A 15,240-nucleotide genomic window follows, 5' to 3' on the forward strand; every position below is an offset into this window, starting at 1 on the left:
CCGCCGCCGGGGTGGCGGCCCGTTAGGACAGGGCCATGAGCCATGTCATCCCGGCCGACGTGTACGACCGGTTGCTGCTGCTGGAGGCCGACCGGTCCGCCGACGAGACGCACTGGTACATCGGCGCCGCCGCCCGCCTGCCTGGCCCGCCGCCGAGGCGGGAGGACCTGTACGCGCTGCTCGCCGACGGCGCGGCCAGGATCCCGGCGCTGGCCTACCGCCCGTCGGGGAACCTGCGCTGGGAGCACGACCCCGGCTTCGACCCGGCCCGGCACGTCACCTTCGTCGACCTGCCGCCCGGCACCGACCTGAACGAGGCGCTGCTCGCGGCCAACGCCGAGAAACTCCCGCGCGACCGCCCGCTCTGGAACCTCCTGGTCCTGTCCGGCCACCGCCCCGGCGAACACGTCATCTGCTACCGCGCCCACCACGCCTTCCAGGACGGCGCCGCCGTGGCCGACGCCGTCGGCGCCCTGCTCACCGGCGGCACGCTGCCCGTCCCCGAGCCGCAGGCCCGGCCGGAACGGGGCCCGTGGTGGCCGCCGATCCGCAACCTGCTGCGCCTGTGCGCGCCCAACCCGAGATGGAGCGCCGGCGGCGGGACGGGCCCGCTGATGGTCACCGCCACCCTCGACCTGGAGCTCTACCGGACCGTCACAAGAGCCACCGGCGCCACCACCGCGCAGATCAGCCTCGCCGCGCTGGCCGGGGCGCTGCGCGAGTGGTGCGCGCCGCGACGGGACATCACCGTCGCGCTGCCGGTGCTGGAGACGGGCGGCCCGGCGCGATCCTCGGTGCGGTCGGGGCTCGGCAACCGCGCGTTCCTGCTGGCGGTCAAGCTCCCGTGCACCGACCCCCACCCGCGCCGCCGCCTGTGGAAGGTGATGACGCAGACGGGATACGCCCGCCTGGCCGAGGTGCGGCACCGCTCGCCCGTCGCGGTCGCGATCCTGCGCTCCCTGCTGGCCGCCCGGATCCCGCCGACCGCGCTGGGCTCGGGGAACCGGTTCGACGTCACCACCCCGCTCGGCGGCCCGCCCCCGGAGGGCGCCCTGGAGGTGCTCTCGCTGCCGCCGCTGGGCCGGGCCAGCCGGGGCGTCGCGGCCTTCACTCAGTACCCCGACCGGGTGGATGTGACCTGCCGGTTCGCCGTCCGCGAGGCGCGCAACGCGGCCCTGCCCGGCCTGCTCGAACGCGGTCTCCACGACCTGGCCGCCCTCCCCGCGATTCGAGATGCGCTCATAGTCCGCGGAGGCTAGCCGCCCGCCGGACGACGCCGGGGATCCTTGGCGAGGACCTTGCCATCACCACACCGGGGCCACAGTCCCGGTCTTGCACAATCGGCCACGATGAACGACGACGAGATCCTGACGATCCTGCGCGACACCTGCGCGCGCATCCTGAAGGTCGCCCCCGGGGAGGTCGTCCCGGAGGCGGGCTTCCGCGAGGACCTGGGCGCCGACAGCCTCGACCTGGTCGAGCTGCACGCCACCCTGGAAGATCTGTGGGGCCCGATCCCGCGCGAGACGTTCGCCCAGATCCGCACCGTCGGAGACGTCCTGGAGCAGGCCCGGCAGCTGGTGTCCCGATGAGACGCGTCGCGGTCACCGGCCTGGGGCTGCGCACCCCGGCGGGCGGCAGCGGCAAGGAACTGTGGAACACCCTGCTGGCGGGCCGGTCCACGGCCCGCCCCATCACCGATTTCGACGTCGCGGGCCTGATGGTCGGCGTCGCCTGCCAGACGGTCTTGGACGTCGAGGGCTACCTCACCCCCAAAGAGGCCCGCCGCTACGACCGCCTCACCCAGCTGGCCGTCTGCGCCGCCGCCGACGCCCTGACCGACGCGGGCGACCTCGCGGCGTCACCGGAACGCCGGGGCGTCGTCACCGGCTCGGGCTTCGGCGGCACCGCCACCATCGAGTCGGGCATGCTCGACGGTCGTCATCCCGGCCGGGGCAACCCCGGCCCGCTGCACGTGCCGATGGTGATGGCCAACGCCCCGGCCGCCGCCGTGAGCATGCGCCACGACCTGCGCGGCCCGAGCATGACGGTCACCACGGCCTGCGCGTCGGGCGGCCACGCGATCGGCGAGGCGGCCCGCCTGATCCGCGACGGCACCGCCGACGTGATGGTGGCCGGGGGCGTGGAGGCGAGCGTGACGGCGACCGTCCTGCTCGCCTTCGACCGCAGCGCGACCCTGTCCCGCACCGAGGCCCGCCCCTTCGACGTGGAGCGGGACGGCTTCGCCCTGGCCGAGGGCGCCGCGTTCCTGGTGTTGGAGGAGCTCTCTCACGCGCGGGCCCGGGGCGCCCGGATCCACGCCGAACTGGCGGGCTACGCCAGCACCTCCGACGCCTACCACCTGACCGCTTCGGCTCCGGGTGGCGAGGGCGCCCACCGCTGCATGGCCGCGGCGATCGCCGACGCCCGGCTGACCCCCGCGGACATCACCCACGTCAACGCCCACGGCACCGGCACCCGCCTCAACGACCTGAACGAGGCCCAGGCCATCACCCGCCTGTTCGGCGCGGGCGGCGTCCCGGTGACCTCGATCAAGGGGGTGACGGGTCACGCCATCGGCGCGGCGGGCGCCGTCGAGGCGGTGGCCTGCGTCCTGTCGATCGTGGAACACGTCGTCCCGCCGACCGGAGGGCTACGGAATCTGGACCCGGCCTGTGAGATCGACGCGGTGCTGCTGCCCCGCCCGATGCCGGCCGGACCGGTGCTCTCCAACAGCTTCGGCTTCGGCGGCCACAACGCGGCGCTGGTGTTCACCCCTGTTTAGGGCTCGCCGAAGCCGAAGTTGCGGTGGATGACGTTGGAGCTCTTGGTCATGCGGGAATAGCCGGGCGCCTCGAAGATGATCTTCGTGTAGATCTCGTCGCCGTAGTCGAACGGCGGCTTGTCGTCCTCGTCGAGGTAGCTGACGCACGACAGCTTCACGTCGGAGACGATGAAGAGCCCGCCGCCGTTCCTGTCGGAGATCGCGCTGAGCATCGCCTTCGGCGCCTTGTAGACGCGGTTGTCGTAGATGGGGTCGTCGGCCCAGACCTCGACCCGGGCGGTCGCGCCGTTGTCGACCAGGTACTGCGCCTGCGCGTTGGTCATCCCGACCTTGCCGACCGTGAGCACCCGGCACTCGCTGCCGCTCCCGGTGATGGTCAGGCGGGCGGTCAGCTTGCCGGCCTCGTCGGCGGCGTGGGCGGGTGCGTTGCCGAGGGCGAGCACCGCCACGGTGGTCAGGGCGGCCACTCGGACGGCCTTCGTGATGGGGGACACCATTCCTCCTGCGATAGCGGCCCACCGGGATCCCGGCGGCCGATCGCACGGTCGGACGGCCCGCTTGCACCGGGCTTGACGCGTGGCGCTGTGCGTCCGGGAAAAGCGCTTTTGACCTGGGGATTCATGGGTGGACCACTCTGGTGCGCCACTTTGAGTAAAGGCGTACTCAAGCCCTCAGCAAGCCGCCGATCGCACCATGAGCGCATGAAACACCTCGCGCTCCTCGGGGCGGCCGCTCTCGTGGCCGCCGTCGTCACCGTTCCCGCCTCCCCGGCGCTGGCCGCGGCACCCCTCGCCGGTGCCGCGGCCTGTGCCGACGTCGATCTCGTCTACCAGCCCAGGTCCGCCTTCCCCGCCACCGCCAGGGGCGGGTACGACCATCTGATGCAGGGCAGCAGGATCGAGAACGCGGTCCTGTGCCTGGTGAACGCCGAGCGCACCGGCCGTGGCCTCCAGCCCGTCAAGCGCTACCTCGCCCTGCGCGGGATGACCGTCCCGCTGAGCAGCGCCACGGCCAAGCAGGTCGCCGCCGCCGTGCGGATCCGCTGGTGGGGCACGGTCGCCCAGGTCGGCAACTGCACGCCGCTCAAGTCGGACCCGACAAGATGCGACGTCCACGTCAACCCCGAGACCGGGACCGACCCCGCGGCCAGGGCGAAGGCCGCGGGTTACTGCAAGCGGGGCACCTCGTGGGCCGTCGCCGAGAACGCCTACTTCGGCTGGGGCCGCCCCTCGGTCACGCCGAGGGCCGCTGTCACGTGGTGGATGGGGAGCGCGCCGCACCGGGCCACGATCCTCACCCCCGGCTACACCGAGATGTACACGAAGACCGCCTACGGCAGCGCCGACCCGTCCGTGTCGGCGACCCCGGCGGTCACGTACGTCCAGATGTTCGGTCGTTGCAGCTGAACGGGAGAGCCTCCGGCGCGGAGGCTCTCCCGGGTCGATCAGGAGTAGACGTCGAACGCGTCGACCAGCATGTACTGGCCCGATCGCTTGACGCCGCGCAGCGTGTGCGAGCCCGACGTCAGGTTGCGGACGCCCCAGATGACGGCGGCGGCCTGGCGGGTGGTGCTGGTGGTGTCGACGGTGGCCCGCAGGACGTTGTCGAGGTAGATGTCGACGAGGCCCTGGTCGGAGTACTTCTCCGACAGGAAGTCGATGCCGGTGCCGGTGAAGGTGTAGCTGAACGACGCGCCGTTGGTGGTGGTGTACTGCACGTCGTCGTTCACGTCGCCGTAGCCGCGGCCGCTGCTGGTCGACCAGCCGCTGCTGTACGTCGCCTCGTTCTGGTTGACCCGGCGGACCGTCGGGCCCGTGGTGTAGAGCTGGGTCGCGGGCACGATCTCGGCCGGGGTGTTGGGGCTGGCCCAGGCGAGCTTCATGAACGCCTCGCCGGTCCGGTCGGTGTAGTCGATCCGGATGTCGTGGCGGCGACCGGCGACGAGGGTCACGTTGGCCTGGTTGACGGCCGCGGTGTGCGCGGTGTTGTTGTTGATGACGAGCTGCCCGTCGATCCACACCTGGACGGTCTCGTCCGAGCCGACGGTGAAGGTGTAGCGCTCGGAGTAGCGCGGCTCGATCGTGCCGGTCCAGCGGGCCGAGAAGTTGTCGGTGTTGACCTGCGGGGCCGGCGAACCGCCGAACTTCCAGGCGTAGTTGACGGTCGGGTCGGTGCGGATGAGCGCCGGGGTGCCGGAGAACGTGGTGTTGTTCCAGTACGTCGCCTTGAGGCCGGTGCCCGTGCCGACCGCGCGGGGCGCCGTCGGGGTGATGTCGGCCTCGATGACGGTGGCGATCGCGTTGGTGGCCGAACCGCTCGGCCGGAAGTCGTAGCCGTCGCCCGCCGCCGCGAAGGTCACCGGTGAGCTGCTGCCGATCACCCGCGCGCCGGTGACGGTGAAGGGCGCGGCCCGGGTGACGTGCAGGGTGCTCGCCCAGTTGTTGACGATCAGGTAGAGCTTGTTGCCCTTACGGGTGATTCTGCCCCAGCTCGGCTGGGTGACCAGGCCGGTGTGGCCCGCGCCGTGGATGGCGGTGCTGTTCACGGCCATCCAGTTGCCGATGCCGCTCAGGCCGCTCGACTGGCCGGCGGTGACCGCGCCGGTGTCGGTCGGGCCGATGTTGAGCAGCAGGTTGGCGCCGTTGCTGGTCAGGGTGGCCAGGTCGCGCACCATCGAGGTCGGCGTCTTGAAGTTCGTGTCCCAGGCCGCGTAGCCCCAGGTGTTGTTGATCGTGATGCACGACTCGTTGAGCTGGATCGAGGGCGCGGAGCCCTGGAGCGCCTGCTCGGGGGTGCCGAAGTCGCCGTCGAGGGGGCGCCGCTTGCCGACCCGGTTGTTGATCACGGCCTGGGGGGCGATGCTGCGGACGTACCGCTCGAGGTCCTCGCCGTTCTGGGCCGACCACGGGTTGGTCGGGTTGCTCTCGGTCCACTCGCCGTCGAACCACAGCACGGCCGGGTCGTAGGCGGTCACCAGCTCCTGGAGCTGCGCCTTCATCTTGGTGATGTAGGCGGGGAAGTTGCCGGTGAAGTCGGGGTCGTGCCAGTCCCAGATGGAGTAGTAGAAGCCGAGCTTGATGCCGTTGGCGGTCGCTGCCGTCTTCAGCTCGCGCAGGATGTCGCGCTGGAAGCCCGAGTGGTCGCGCAGGTTCCACCGGTTGACGGCGGTCGGCCACATGGCGAAGCCGTCGTGGTGCTTCGAGGTGATGACGATGTACTTCTGACCGGCCTGCTTGGCCATCTGCACGATGGCGTTCGCGTCGAACGAGGTGGGGTTGAACGCGGCGGCCTTCGCCTCGTAGTCACTCCACGGGATGTTGCACTGCCGCTTGATCCACTCGACCTCACGGCAGTTGTTGTACGTGCCGCGGTACATCGCGTAGGGCCCGAAGTGGATGAACATCCCGAAGCGCGCCTCGTCGAACCAACGGGTGCGCGAGGAGGTCAGCGCGTCGTCGACGACGTAGTTGTCGCCGGGAGCGGCGGCGGCGGGGGACGACTGCGCGACGACGGTGCCCGCCAGCGCGACGAGCAGTGTCAGGGCTGCTCGCATGAGTTTCGACCGCATGAAGTCCTCTCAGGTGGCTGGATGCGATCAGCTCGCCGCCGCGTGTACGCCGCTACAGCGGAGGCGAACCAGAGGAATGTACGGTGCTATTAATCCCCTGGAAACATCGGACCTGTCAAGGATTGATTAGTAATGTATTCAAGCAATCACCCGACAGGATAGGGCCTGTACGTGCCCTAGAGCACCGCACACATTGGATGTCTTGGCCGGTGGGGTGGCCCGTGTGCTATCTCTTGATCTTGATCTTGCCGAGAAGATCGGATCTCCCCGTGTTCGCGTCGCTCCTCCGCCGGATCGCCTTCGTCGGCCTCGCCCTGCTCCTGCTCTCCGGCGACGCGTTCGCCGGGTTCCAGAGCCGCGCCCGCGAGGTCGCCGCGCGGTGGCAGGGCTCGGCCCTCGACCGCGCCTGGCGCACCGGCTTCGTCTCACTGGAAGTACTGAACCCCTGGGGCTGGGATCGCGCCGGCCGGGTCCCCTACTGGGCGGCCCGGAGTGCCCACAACGGCGCCTGGGAGCTCGATGCCGAGTTGCCGGATGAGGCTCCCGCGCCCGTCGAGCTGAGCTGGCCGGACGGTTCGACCTCACGGGTGCCCGTGGTCCCCGCGGCGGCGGCCTTCGAGAAGTTCCGCCACGGCCCCGACCTCAACGAGGACCCCTGCCCGAAGAAGTGCCGCCCGCTGGTGGTGACCGGAGTGGAGCTCGGCCGGGTTCCGCTGGAGACCAGCCGGGGCGTGATCCAGGTTCCCGCCTGGAAGTTCGCCGTCAGGGACGTCGACCGGCCGTTCGTCCACGTGGCCGTCGAGCCGTCGGCCGTGACCGAGAAGCCGCGCCCGGCGAAGGGGTTCCACCGGCACTTCTGGAAGGCCGAACCGGTCGCCGGGAGACCGGCGGAACTACGGGTGCGCTACGGCTTCGGTGAATGCGACGTCGTCCGGGGCCCGTTCGTCCACGAGACCGACCAGGTGGTGGTCATCGGGATGGAGACGACGCTGCGGCCCGATGCGGGGGCCTGCAACGAGATGCTCCTCACCGACACGGCGACCGTGCGACTCTCCCGGCCGCTCGGCGACCGGATCGTCCTCGACCTCGGCACCTGGCTCCCCGTGACCGACGATCACTAAGCGAACGGATAGTCGCGCAGCGCCTGCTGGAACGCCCGCTCCGCGATCGGCACGTACTCCGAGTGGGTCGCGTTCGCCGACAGGGCGACCGTCACCGGCAGCGGCCCCGGCGCCGACGGCAGCGCGAGGCGGGCCGCACGCGGCAGCCCCCACAGCTCGTCGCCGTTGGCCACCAGGCAGGCCACCCCGAGACCGGCCTTCGCGGCGGCCCGCAGCCCGACGAGCTCGGGCCCCTCGTAGGCCACCCGCCACGGCACCTCCGACGCGTCGAGCGCGTCGACGATCCGCCGCCGCAGCGTGCACGGCTCGGTGAACAGCGTCAGCGGCAGCGCGGCGCCCTCGCCGTGGGCGGGACGGCCGAACCAGTCCATGCGCATCTCGCCCAGCTGATGGGCGGGCCCGGCGACCGGCTCCGACTGGAGCAGCAGGGCCAGATCGAGCTGCCCCGACGACACCTGGTTCTCCAGCGACTCGCTCAACCCCGTCTGCACGCCCACCTGGACGTGCGGCAGCCCCCGGTTCAGCAGCCGCAGGATCTCCGGCAGCGCCTCGGCGAGCTGGTTGACCACCCCGATCGTCAGCCGCGCCGTTCCCGACGGCGGGACGAACCGGCCCACGGCCTCGTCGTTCAGCGCGACGATCCGGCGGGCGTACCCGAGCAGCTCCTCACCCTCGGTGCTGAGCTCCAGGATCCGGCCGGTCGAGGTGAAGATGGGCCCCTTGACGAGACCACCGAGCTGACGGATCTGCTGGCTCACCGCCGGCTGGGTGACGTGCAGCGCCTCGGCCGCCTTACGGAACCCGCCGAGCTCGACCACGGTCACCAAAGCCCTCAGCCGATTGATTTGCAGATCGTGATACATGCCATTTCCCTCAATAAGGCAGATGGACGCCGGACGGCGTGCGCGTGTCGATGTCCCGGACCGTCCCGGGCCGCGGCCTCACGGGGCGGCGGATTCGAATGCGATTCACGCGGCTCAGCCTAGAAGCGCTTACACCCACGCGTCTGTACGTCGTTTCACGTTCCCGATGTGAAAATCTCACACCCGTCTCGTGAATCGCTGAGTGTCGGCCCGCGCACGCCCTGCGGAGAATCGATGACATGGCCACGATGACTCATGCAGACGAAGACTGGCGTTTCGCCGAACTGGTGATGCGGGCGTGGACCGAACCGGCCCTGGCCGCACGCTACGAAGACGACCCGGCCGCCACCCTGGCCCAGTTCGGCATCGACCTGGGCCCCGACGAGGCACCCCCGCTCGCGGCGGGCGGTGACCCCCTGCGCATCGCCGACCTGTCCCAGCCCTCGCTGAAATCAGCCAAATGGACGTATTGCGGATGAAAGTCGGATTCAAGCGGCACTGGCGGGCGGTGACCGTGCCCGGCGACGGGGTCTACCTGACCTCGGCGCGGGCCACGGTCGCCCTCCACGGTGACCACATCGAAGAGGTCGCGCCCCTCCTCGACGGCAGCCACGACCTGGCCGACCTGCACGAACAGACCGGTCTGGGCGCCGCAGACCTGGGGCGGCTGCTGGGACGGCTGTCCGAGGCCGACCTGGTGGCGCCGCAACCCGACGACTCCGACGACACGCCATCCGAGGTCCGGGCCTACTGGGACCTGGCGGGGCTCGAAAGGCCCACGGGCGCGGTCGAGGTGATCTCCCTTGGCGACTCCGCGCTCGAACCGGCCCTCCACGATCTGGGGCTGCGCACCGGCGAGGCCGCCGACAGGGTGCTGGTCGTCTGTGACGACTACCTCGACCCCGCGCTCGCGCAGGTCAACGCCGACCGGCTCACCGACGGGCGGCCCTGGCTGCTCGCCGCGATCGACGGCCCTGACCTGTGGATCGGTCCGGGGTTCCGGCCGGGGGAGTCGGCCTGCTGGGAGTGCCTGGCGGCCCGGCTGAGGATCCGGCGACACGGCGTGGCGCCCCCGGCCGCGCTGCCGCAGACGAAGGAGATCGGGGCCCGGCTTGCGGCCCTCCAGGTCGTGCGGTGGCTGGCGGGCGACCCGCTCGACGCGTTGTGGACGTTCGACCCGCTCACGCTCGACGCCGCCCACCACTCCGTGACCCGGCGCCCGCAGTGCCCGGCGTGCGGTGATCCCCGGATCACGAGCGGGCCGGTGACGATCACGTCCAGGCCCAAGGTCCACGCCCACCGGGCGGCCGGGCTCCAGGAGACCTGGGATCGCTACGTCCACCTCACCGACCCCGTCACCGGGGTCGTCGACCGGGTGCGCCGTGATCCCCGCGCGCCCGAATTCCTGCACGCCTACCTCTCCGGACGCAACCTCGCCCTGCCGGTCAGCGGGCTGCGGGCCAACAGCGGCGGCAAGGGCGGGACCCCGCTCGAAGCCAGGGTGGGTGCGCTGTGCGAGGCCGTCGAACGCTACTGCGGTTCCCGTCTCGGAGAGGAGGAGGTCGTTCTCGACTCCTACCGGAACATCGGCGCGGAGGCCGTCCATCCCGATGAGGTTCTGCTTTTCGATCCGCGTCAGCGGGCGCCTTTCGACGAAACGCGGGAGACCGAATGGACCCCGCTCTTCACGCTCGAAGGGAAGCGCCGCTACCTGCCCACCGACCTGCTCTATTTCACCGAAGGCGGCCAGGCCGACTCGAATGGGAACGCCGCCGGAACATGCGTCGAGGACGCCATTCTTCAAGGCTTTTTCGAGTTGGTGGAAAGGGACGCCGTCGGCATCTGGTGGTACAACCGGACGCGGCAGCCCGAGGTCGTTCTCGACGATCCGTGGAGCGAAAGGCTGAGAGACGACTACGCCACGCTCGGCCGTGATCTGTGGGTCCTCGACCTGACCACCGACCTCGGCATCCCGGTCAGGGCGGCCGTCTCGACCAGGGGCGGGCACGAGGTCATGCTGGGGTTCGGCGCCCATGCCGACCCGGCGACGGCGACCCGCCGCGCGCTGACCGAGCTCGGCCAGCTGCTTCCCGCCGCCACCGACATCGACATGCGCCCGTGGTGGGGCCGGGTCTCCACCGCGAGCCATCCCTGTCTGCTTCCCGACGGGGTGGCGGCGCCCTGTTCGTACAGAGAGAACCGAGATCTGAAAGCCGACGTCGAGCTGATCCGGCGGTTCGATCCGCTGATCCTCGACCAGACCCGCCCGGACATCGGGCTTCCGGTCGTCAAGGTCGTCGTGCCGGGACTGCGGCACTTCTGGCCCCGGTTCGCGCCGGGCCGGCTGTTCGACGTCCCGGTGAAGCTGGGGCGGCTCGACCGGCCGACCGCTTACGACGACCTGAACCCGGTCGCCCTGTTCATGTGAGAGGAGCCGACATGCACGACACGCTCCCCCCATTCCCGTTGTGGTCGTTCCGCGAGGACGTCTTCGTCGAACCCGACACCGGCGAGGGCGTGGTCGTCGTGCACTCACGCTGGGAGGACACCGTCCTCCCGATGCCGGCGCCGCCCGTGATGGAGGCGCTGCGCCGGATGAGCCTCGGGCCCATCTCGCTCGGCAACGTCATCAGGTCGGGCGCCGACCGGCTGGCCCTGACGGCGATCCTCGACCGGCTGGCCCACCTGGTGGTGCGGTCGTTCGGCGTCGACCGGGAGCAGCCGCTCGTGTCGGTCGTGCCGCTCACCCCGCAGGCCGCCTTCCACCTGCCCGACGGGCCGCTCGACCATCCGGTACGCCTGTCGCGCTTCGCCGTCCTCACCACCGACGGCACCAACTACCTGCTCGAATCGCCGCTGTCGCAGCACCGCGTGATCCTGCACCGCGCCGACGCGATGGCCCATCTCGGCGCTCTCATGCGCCCGGCCGTGCCCGCCTCGGTCGGCCCGGAGACCCGGTCGGTCATCGCGTTCCTCATGGCGGCCGGGATGGTCGTCGAGGCCGCGACCGGCGACCCGTTCCAGCGCATCGAGTTCGCGGAGGACAGCGATCCGGCCCTGACCACCTGGACGCCGATCGACCTGATGTTCCACACCCGCTCCACGCTGGGCCGCCACGACCAGGACTTCGGCGTGACCTACCCGCTCGGCGAAAGCGGCGGCGTCGAGCCGGTCGTGAAGGAGGCGGCGGCGGGCATCCCGCTGCCCCGGCCGTCCTGGGACGACCTGGCCGGCGATCCGCCCTTCTCCGCCGTCGTCGAGGCCCATCACCCGGCCGAGGCGTTCGCCGACCGGCCGATGACCGTCGCCGACCTGGGCGCGCTGCTCTACCGGACCGCCCGGGTCCGCGCGCTGACCGGCTCGGCCTCGGCGAAGGCGACCAGGGCCACGAGCGACCGCCCCTGCCCGACCAGTGACGACCTGCACGAACTGGAGCTCTACGCCGTCGTCGACCGGTGCGCCGGGCTGCCCAGGGGCGTCTACCACTACGACCCGTACAACCACGGGCTGACCCTGCTCGACGGCGATCCCGACGAACTGCTCGTCTCCGCCAACCTGGCCTCCACCCCGCCCGTGCTGCTGATGATCACCGCGCGGTTCCGGCGGCTGTCGTGGAAGTACAACGGGCTCGGCTACTCGCTCGTGCTCACCGACGCGGGCGCGCTGGTGCAGACGTTGTCGCTGGCCGGGACGGCCATGGGCCTGGCCGGGCGCCGGGTCGACGGCCCCGACATCGACGCCTCGGCGCACGTGTTCGGGCTCGACTGGCGGACCGAGTCGAGCGTCTGCGGCTTCGCCGTCGGCCACGCCAGGGAGCGGGTCGCCGACGACGGTTTTCCGGTCAACGACGCCGATTGGCCGATGCTCGCCGCCGCCCTTCTCGCATAAGCCGACATATCCGGGTAGGTGGGGGCGCTGTGATGGTGTCGTCAGGAATACGGCCCGGACTGATGGCGCGTGCCGTCATCGTCGTCGTGCTGTCCGCCTACACCTTCAACGCCCTGATGTTCGTCTGGGGTGAGGGGCTGCGCGGCTGGTCGCTCGGCGGGTTCATCGTCTGCCTGCTGACCGGGTTCGGGCTCCAGCTCGTCCACTCGACGCGTGACGTGCTGTCGTGGCCGGGGCCGCTGAAGGCGGTCACGCTGTCGGCGCAGGCCGTCGTCACGTTCGCGCCGTTCGCCTGGGCCGGGCCGCAGGCCGGGTCGCCCGCCGGGTTCCTGGCCGGCTCGATGCTCCTCGCCGTCGCGGGTCCGCTGCGCTGGGCCCTGTACGCCGCCGTCCCCGCCGCGATGTTCCTGCTGCTCACGGCGGCGGGCATGTCCCTGCTCGACGTGGTCTACGGCACCTACTTCACCGCTCTGACCGGCCTCATGGTCTACGGCGTCAGCTCGCTGGCCTCGCTCGCGCTGACCGTGCACGCCGCCCGGGGCGAGCTGGCCGGGGTCGCGGTCGCGCGGGAGCGGCTGCGGGTGGCCAGGGACGTCCACGACCTGCTCGGCTACAACGTCTCGGCGCTGACGCTGAAGAGTGAGCTGGCCTACCGCCTGCTCCCCGGCGCGGCCGACCGAGCCCGCCGCGAGCTGCGCGACGTGCTCACCCTGTCGCGCCAGGCGCTGGGCGACGTCAGGGTGGTCGCGGGCGGCAGCAGGCCGATGTCGCTGGCCGCCGAGGTGCGTTCGGCCGAGTCGATGCTGATCGCCGCCGACATGGACGTCGAGATCACCCTGTCTCCCTGCCCGCTGCCCGAGGAGGTCGACACCGTCCTGGCCATCGTGCTGCGCGAGGCGGTGACGAACGTGCTGCGGCACAGCAAGGCGAACGCGTGCGCCATCGCCACGGAACTGGCCGGCGACCGCATGGTGCTGCGCGTGGTCAACGACGGCGCCGACCCCTCGATGCCGGACCCCGGCGGGGGAGCGGGCCTGGACAACCTGTCGGCCCGCCTCGACGCCGCCGGGGGCGTCACCACCACCGTCCTGGACGACGAGCGCTTCACCTTCACCGCCGAGGTCCCACTCGCGGGCCCGGCCCCGCCGGTCGTCGACGACCCGGTGACCAGGACGTTCGCCCAGCTCACCGGCCAGCCGTGGCACCTTCGGGTGGCCCGCACGATCGCCGTCGTCGTGCTGTCCGGCTACGGCGTGCTGATGGTCGTGAACGTGCTCGCGCAGAGCCCCGGCTCGCTCGGCCTCATCGAGTTCGCCCTCTGCGCGGCCGTGCAGGTGGGCGTGCAGATCGCCCTGTCGCTGGGCCACTTCCGGCGCGCGGCGCTCCCGGTGCAGGCCGTGGCGACGTATCTGCCGCTGCTGTGGATCGGCGCGCCCTGGGGCTCGATGGGCGGATTCCTGGCCGGGACGGCGCTCACCGTCCTGTCCGGCGCCTGGCGCTGGTGCTGCTACGCCGCGGTCGGCGTCAGCGTGGCCGCCCTGTCGGTGGTCAACGGCGACGCGGGGGAGTGGAGCGCCTACCTCACCCTCTCGACCCTGCTGACAGGCCTGGTCGTGTACGGCATCAGCTCGCTCACCGACCTCGTCGCCCAGGTCGACCAGGCCCGCGACGACCTGGCCAGGGGCGCCGTCACGAGGGAGCGATTACGGGTCGCCCGCGAACTCCACGACGTGCTCGGCCACGACCTGGCCGACATGACCGTCAAGAGCGAACGCGCCTACCGCCTGCTCCCCGGCTCGGCCGACCGCGCCCGCGCCGAACTCGCCGAGGTCCTGGACGTCGCCCGCCGCGCCGTCGCCGACGTCAGATCGGTCGCCAGCGGCTACCGCCACATGTCGTTCGCCGCCGAACTCGACTCCGCCCGCGCGACCCTGGCGGCGGCCGGGGTGTGCGTGGAGGTCCGCGCCGACCAGCCCCCGGAGGAGGTCGACGCGCTGCTGGCGGTCGTGCTCCGCGAGGCGGTCACCAACGTGCTGCGGCACAGCGCCGCGACCAGGTGCGAGATCGTCGTGACCCCGGCCGTGACCCTGACCGTCTGGAACGACGGCGTTCCCACTCTCGTGCTTCCCGGTGAACCCGGCACCGCCCTTGATGACCTGGCCGAACGCCTGAACTCCATCGGCGGATCGTTGAAATGTGTACGAGATTCCGGCGCGTTCCAACTAAAGGTCGACATCCCAAAATGACGTTCTGTCAAGAATGTCGGCATTGCCTATATCCGCCGCCTCGGTACAAGATTCATTTTGACCTTTTGAACCGGCCGGGGGAATGGACGTGCTCACGTTACGGATCCTCCTCGCCGAGGACGTTCGCATCGTCCGGGGCGCTCTGGCCGCACTCCTGGAGATCGAGCCCGACCTCACCGTGGTCGCCCAGGTGGGCAGCGGCGCCGACATCGTCCCGGCCGCCCTGGAACACCGCCCCGACGTGGCCATCATCGACGTCGACCTCCCCGTCATCGACGGCCTCTCGGCGGCCGAGGAGCTCCACGCCAAACTCCCGTCGTGCCGCACCCTGATCCTGACCGGCCTCGGCCGCCCCGGCACGCTGCGCCGGGCCCTGTCGGTCTCGGTCTCGGGCTTCCTGCTGAAGGACACCCCGTCGGAACGCCTGGCCCAGGCGGTGCGCGAAGTGGCGGCGGGCCGCCGGATCATCGACCCCCAGCTGGCCCTGACCGCCTGGGACGTCGGCGAGATCCCCCTGTCGGGCCGCGAGATCCAGGTGCTCCGCCTGGCCGCCGGGGGAGCGGAACCTCCGGAGATCGCCGCGCAGATGCACGTTTCGGTCGGCACAGTGCGCAATTACCTGACCAAAATCGTGACCAAGCTCAATGCACGAAATCGGGTGGACGCGATACGCATAGCCACGGAAGCGGGCTGGATCTGAATTCCTGACCCGGTTATTCTCGCCACGGGGTGATAGGCGATGACATATACAGTTCTACGCGGCAATTTC

The 15,240-nt window shown here is 71.0% G+C and carries 13 protein-coding genes; 10 read left to right on the top strand and 3 right to left on the bottom strand.

Annotation, left to right across the window (positions count from 1 at the left end; all coding sequences use genetic code 11):
- The first annotated feature begins 35 nt into the window (after positions 1–35).
- From ACYQ78_RS26580 to ACYQ78_RS26590, 3 genes are all read left to right on the top strand, one after another.
- Positions 36–1,259 carry a wax ester/triacylglycerol synthase domain-containing protein gene (locus ACYQ78_RS26580; protein WP_459803634.1) on the top strand — a complete coding sequence of 408 codons (1,224 nt, stop codon included), beginning with the start codon at positions 36–38 and terminating at the stop codon, positions 1,257–1,259.
- A 90-nt stretch (positions 1,260–1,349) separates the two neighbouring features.
- Positions 1,350–1,592, top strand: a complete 243-nt coding sequence (locus ACYQ78_RS26585; protein WP_459803635.1) for an acyl carrier protein — start codon at positions 1,350–1,352, stop codon at positions 1,590–1,592.
- Positions 1,589–2,785 carry a beta-ketoacyl-[acyl-carrier-protein] synthase family protein gene (locus tag ACYQ78_RS26590; RefSeq protein ID WP_459803636.1) on the top strand — a complete coding sequence of 399 codons (1,197 nt, stop codon included), beginning with the start codon at positions 1,589–1,591 and terminating at the stop codon, positions 2,783–2,785. Before ACYQ78_RS26585 ends, ACYQ78_RS26590 begins: the two co-directional genes overlap by 4 nt.
- On the opposite strand, the gene ACYQ78_RS26595 is transcribed toward ACYQ78_RS26590, so the two are convergent.
- Complete coding sequence (locus ACYQ78_RS26595; protein ID WP_459803637.1) at positions 2,782–3,279, bottom strand: hypothetical protein; 498 nt, start codon at positions 3,277–3,279, stop codon at positions 2,782–2,784. The genes ACYQ78_RS26590 and ACYQ78_RS26595 overlap by 4 nt on opposite strands.
- 207 nt (positions 3,280–3,486) lie before the next feature.
- On the opposite strand from ACYQ78_RS26595, the gene ACYQ78_RS26600 reads away from it, so the two are divergent.
- Positions 3,487–4,191 (top strand): CAP domain-containing protein, encoded by a 705-nt coding sequence (locus ACYQ78_RS26600; protein ID WP_459803638.1) that lies wholly within the window; start codon positions 3,487–3,489, stop codon positions 4,189–4,191.
- A gap of 38 nt (positions 4,192–4,229) precedes the next feature.
- Here the strand turns inward: ACYQ78_RS26600 and ACYQ78_RS26605 are convergent, their stop codons facing one another.
- Positions 4,230–6,338 (bottom strand): alpha-L-fucosidase, encoded by a 2,109-nt coding sequence (locus ACYQ78_RS26605; protein ID WP_459803639.1) that lies wholly within the window; start codon positions 6,336–6,338, stop codon positions 4,230–4,232.
- A 284-nt stretch (positions 6,339–6,622) separates the two neighbouring features.
- Between ACYQ78_RS26605 and ACYQ78_RS26610 the strand changes: the two genes are divergently transcribed.
- Entirely contained in the window at positions 6,623–7,474 is an 852-nt protein-coding gene (locus tag ACYQ78_RS26610; protein ID WP_459803640.1) for a hypothetical protein, read from the top strand.
- Here the strand turns inward: ACYQ78_RS26610 and ACYQ78_RS26615 are convergent.
- A complete protein-coding gene (locus tag ACYQ78_RS26615) occupies positions 7,471–8,337 on the bottom strand; it encodes a LysR substrate-binding domain-containing protein (protein WP_459803641.1) in 867 nt (288 codons plus the stop codon). The two genes, ACYQ78_RS26610 and ACYQ78_RS26615, sit on opposite strands and share 4 nt — an antisense overlap.
- Positions 8,338–8,585: 248 nt before the next feature.
- On the opposite strand from ACYQ78_RS26615, the gene ACYQ78_RS26620 reads away from it, so the two are divergent.
- The 5 genes from ACYQ78_RS26620 to ACYQ78_RS26640 all read left to right on the top strand — a co-directional run bounded on the left by ACYQ78_RS26620 (position 8,586) and on the right by ACYQ78_RS26640 (position 15,171).
- Positions 8,586–8,816 carry a hypothetical protein gene (locus ACYQ78_RS26620; RefSeq protein ID WP_459803642.1) on the top strand — a complete coding sequence of 77 codons (231 nt, stop codon included), beginning with the start codon at positions 8,586–8,588 and terminating at the stop codon, positions 8,814–8,816.
- Complete coding sequence (locus ACYQ78_RS26625) at positions 8,813–10,765, top strand: TOMM precursor leader peptide-binding protein (protein WP_459803643.1); 1,953 nt, start codon at positions 8,813–8,815, stop codon at positions 10,763–10,765. The genes ACYQ78_RS26620 and ACYQ78_RS26625 overlap by 4 nt, the downstream gene beginning before the upstream one ends.
- 11 nt (positions 10,766–10,776) lie before the next feature.
- A complete protein-coding gene (locus tag ACYQ78_RS26630) occupies positions 10,777–12,225 on the top strand; it encodes a SagB family peptide dehydrogenase (protein WP_459803644.1) in 1,449 nt (482 codons plus the stop codon).
- 62 nt (positions 12,226–12,287) lie between these two features.
- Entirely contained in the window at positions 12,288–14,471 is a 2,184-nt protein-coding gene (locus ACYQ78_RS26635) for a sensor histidine kinase (protein WP_459803645.1), read from the top strand.
- A gap of 82 nt (positions 14,472–14,553) precedes the next feature.
- Positions 14,554–15,171, top strand: a complete 618-nt coding sequence (locus ACYQ78_RS26640; protein ID WP_459803646.1) for a response regulator transcription factor — start codon at positions 14,554–14,556, stop codon at positions 15,169–15,171.
- The last annotated feature ends 69 nt before the right edge of the window (positions 15,172–15,240 follow it).

This window comes from Herbidospora sp. RD11066 (assembly GCF_054661255.1).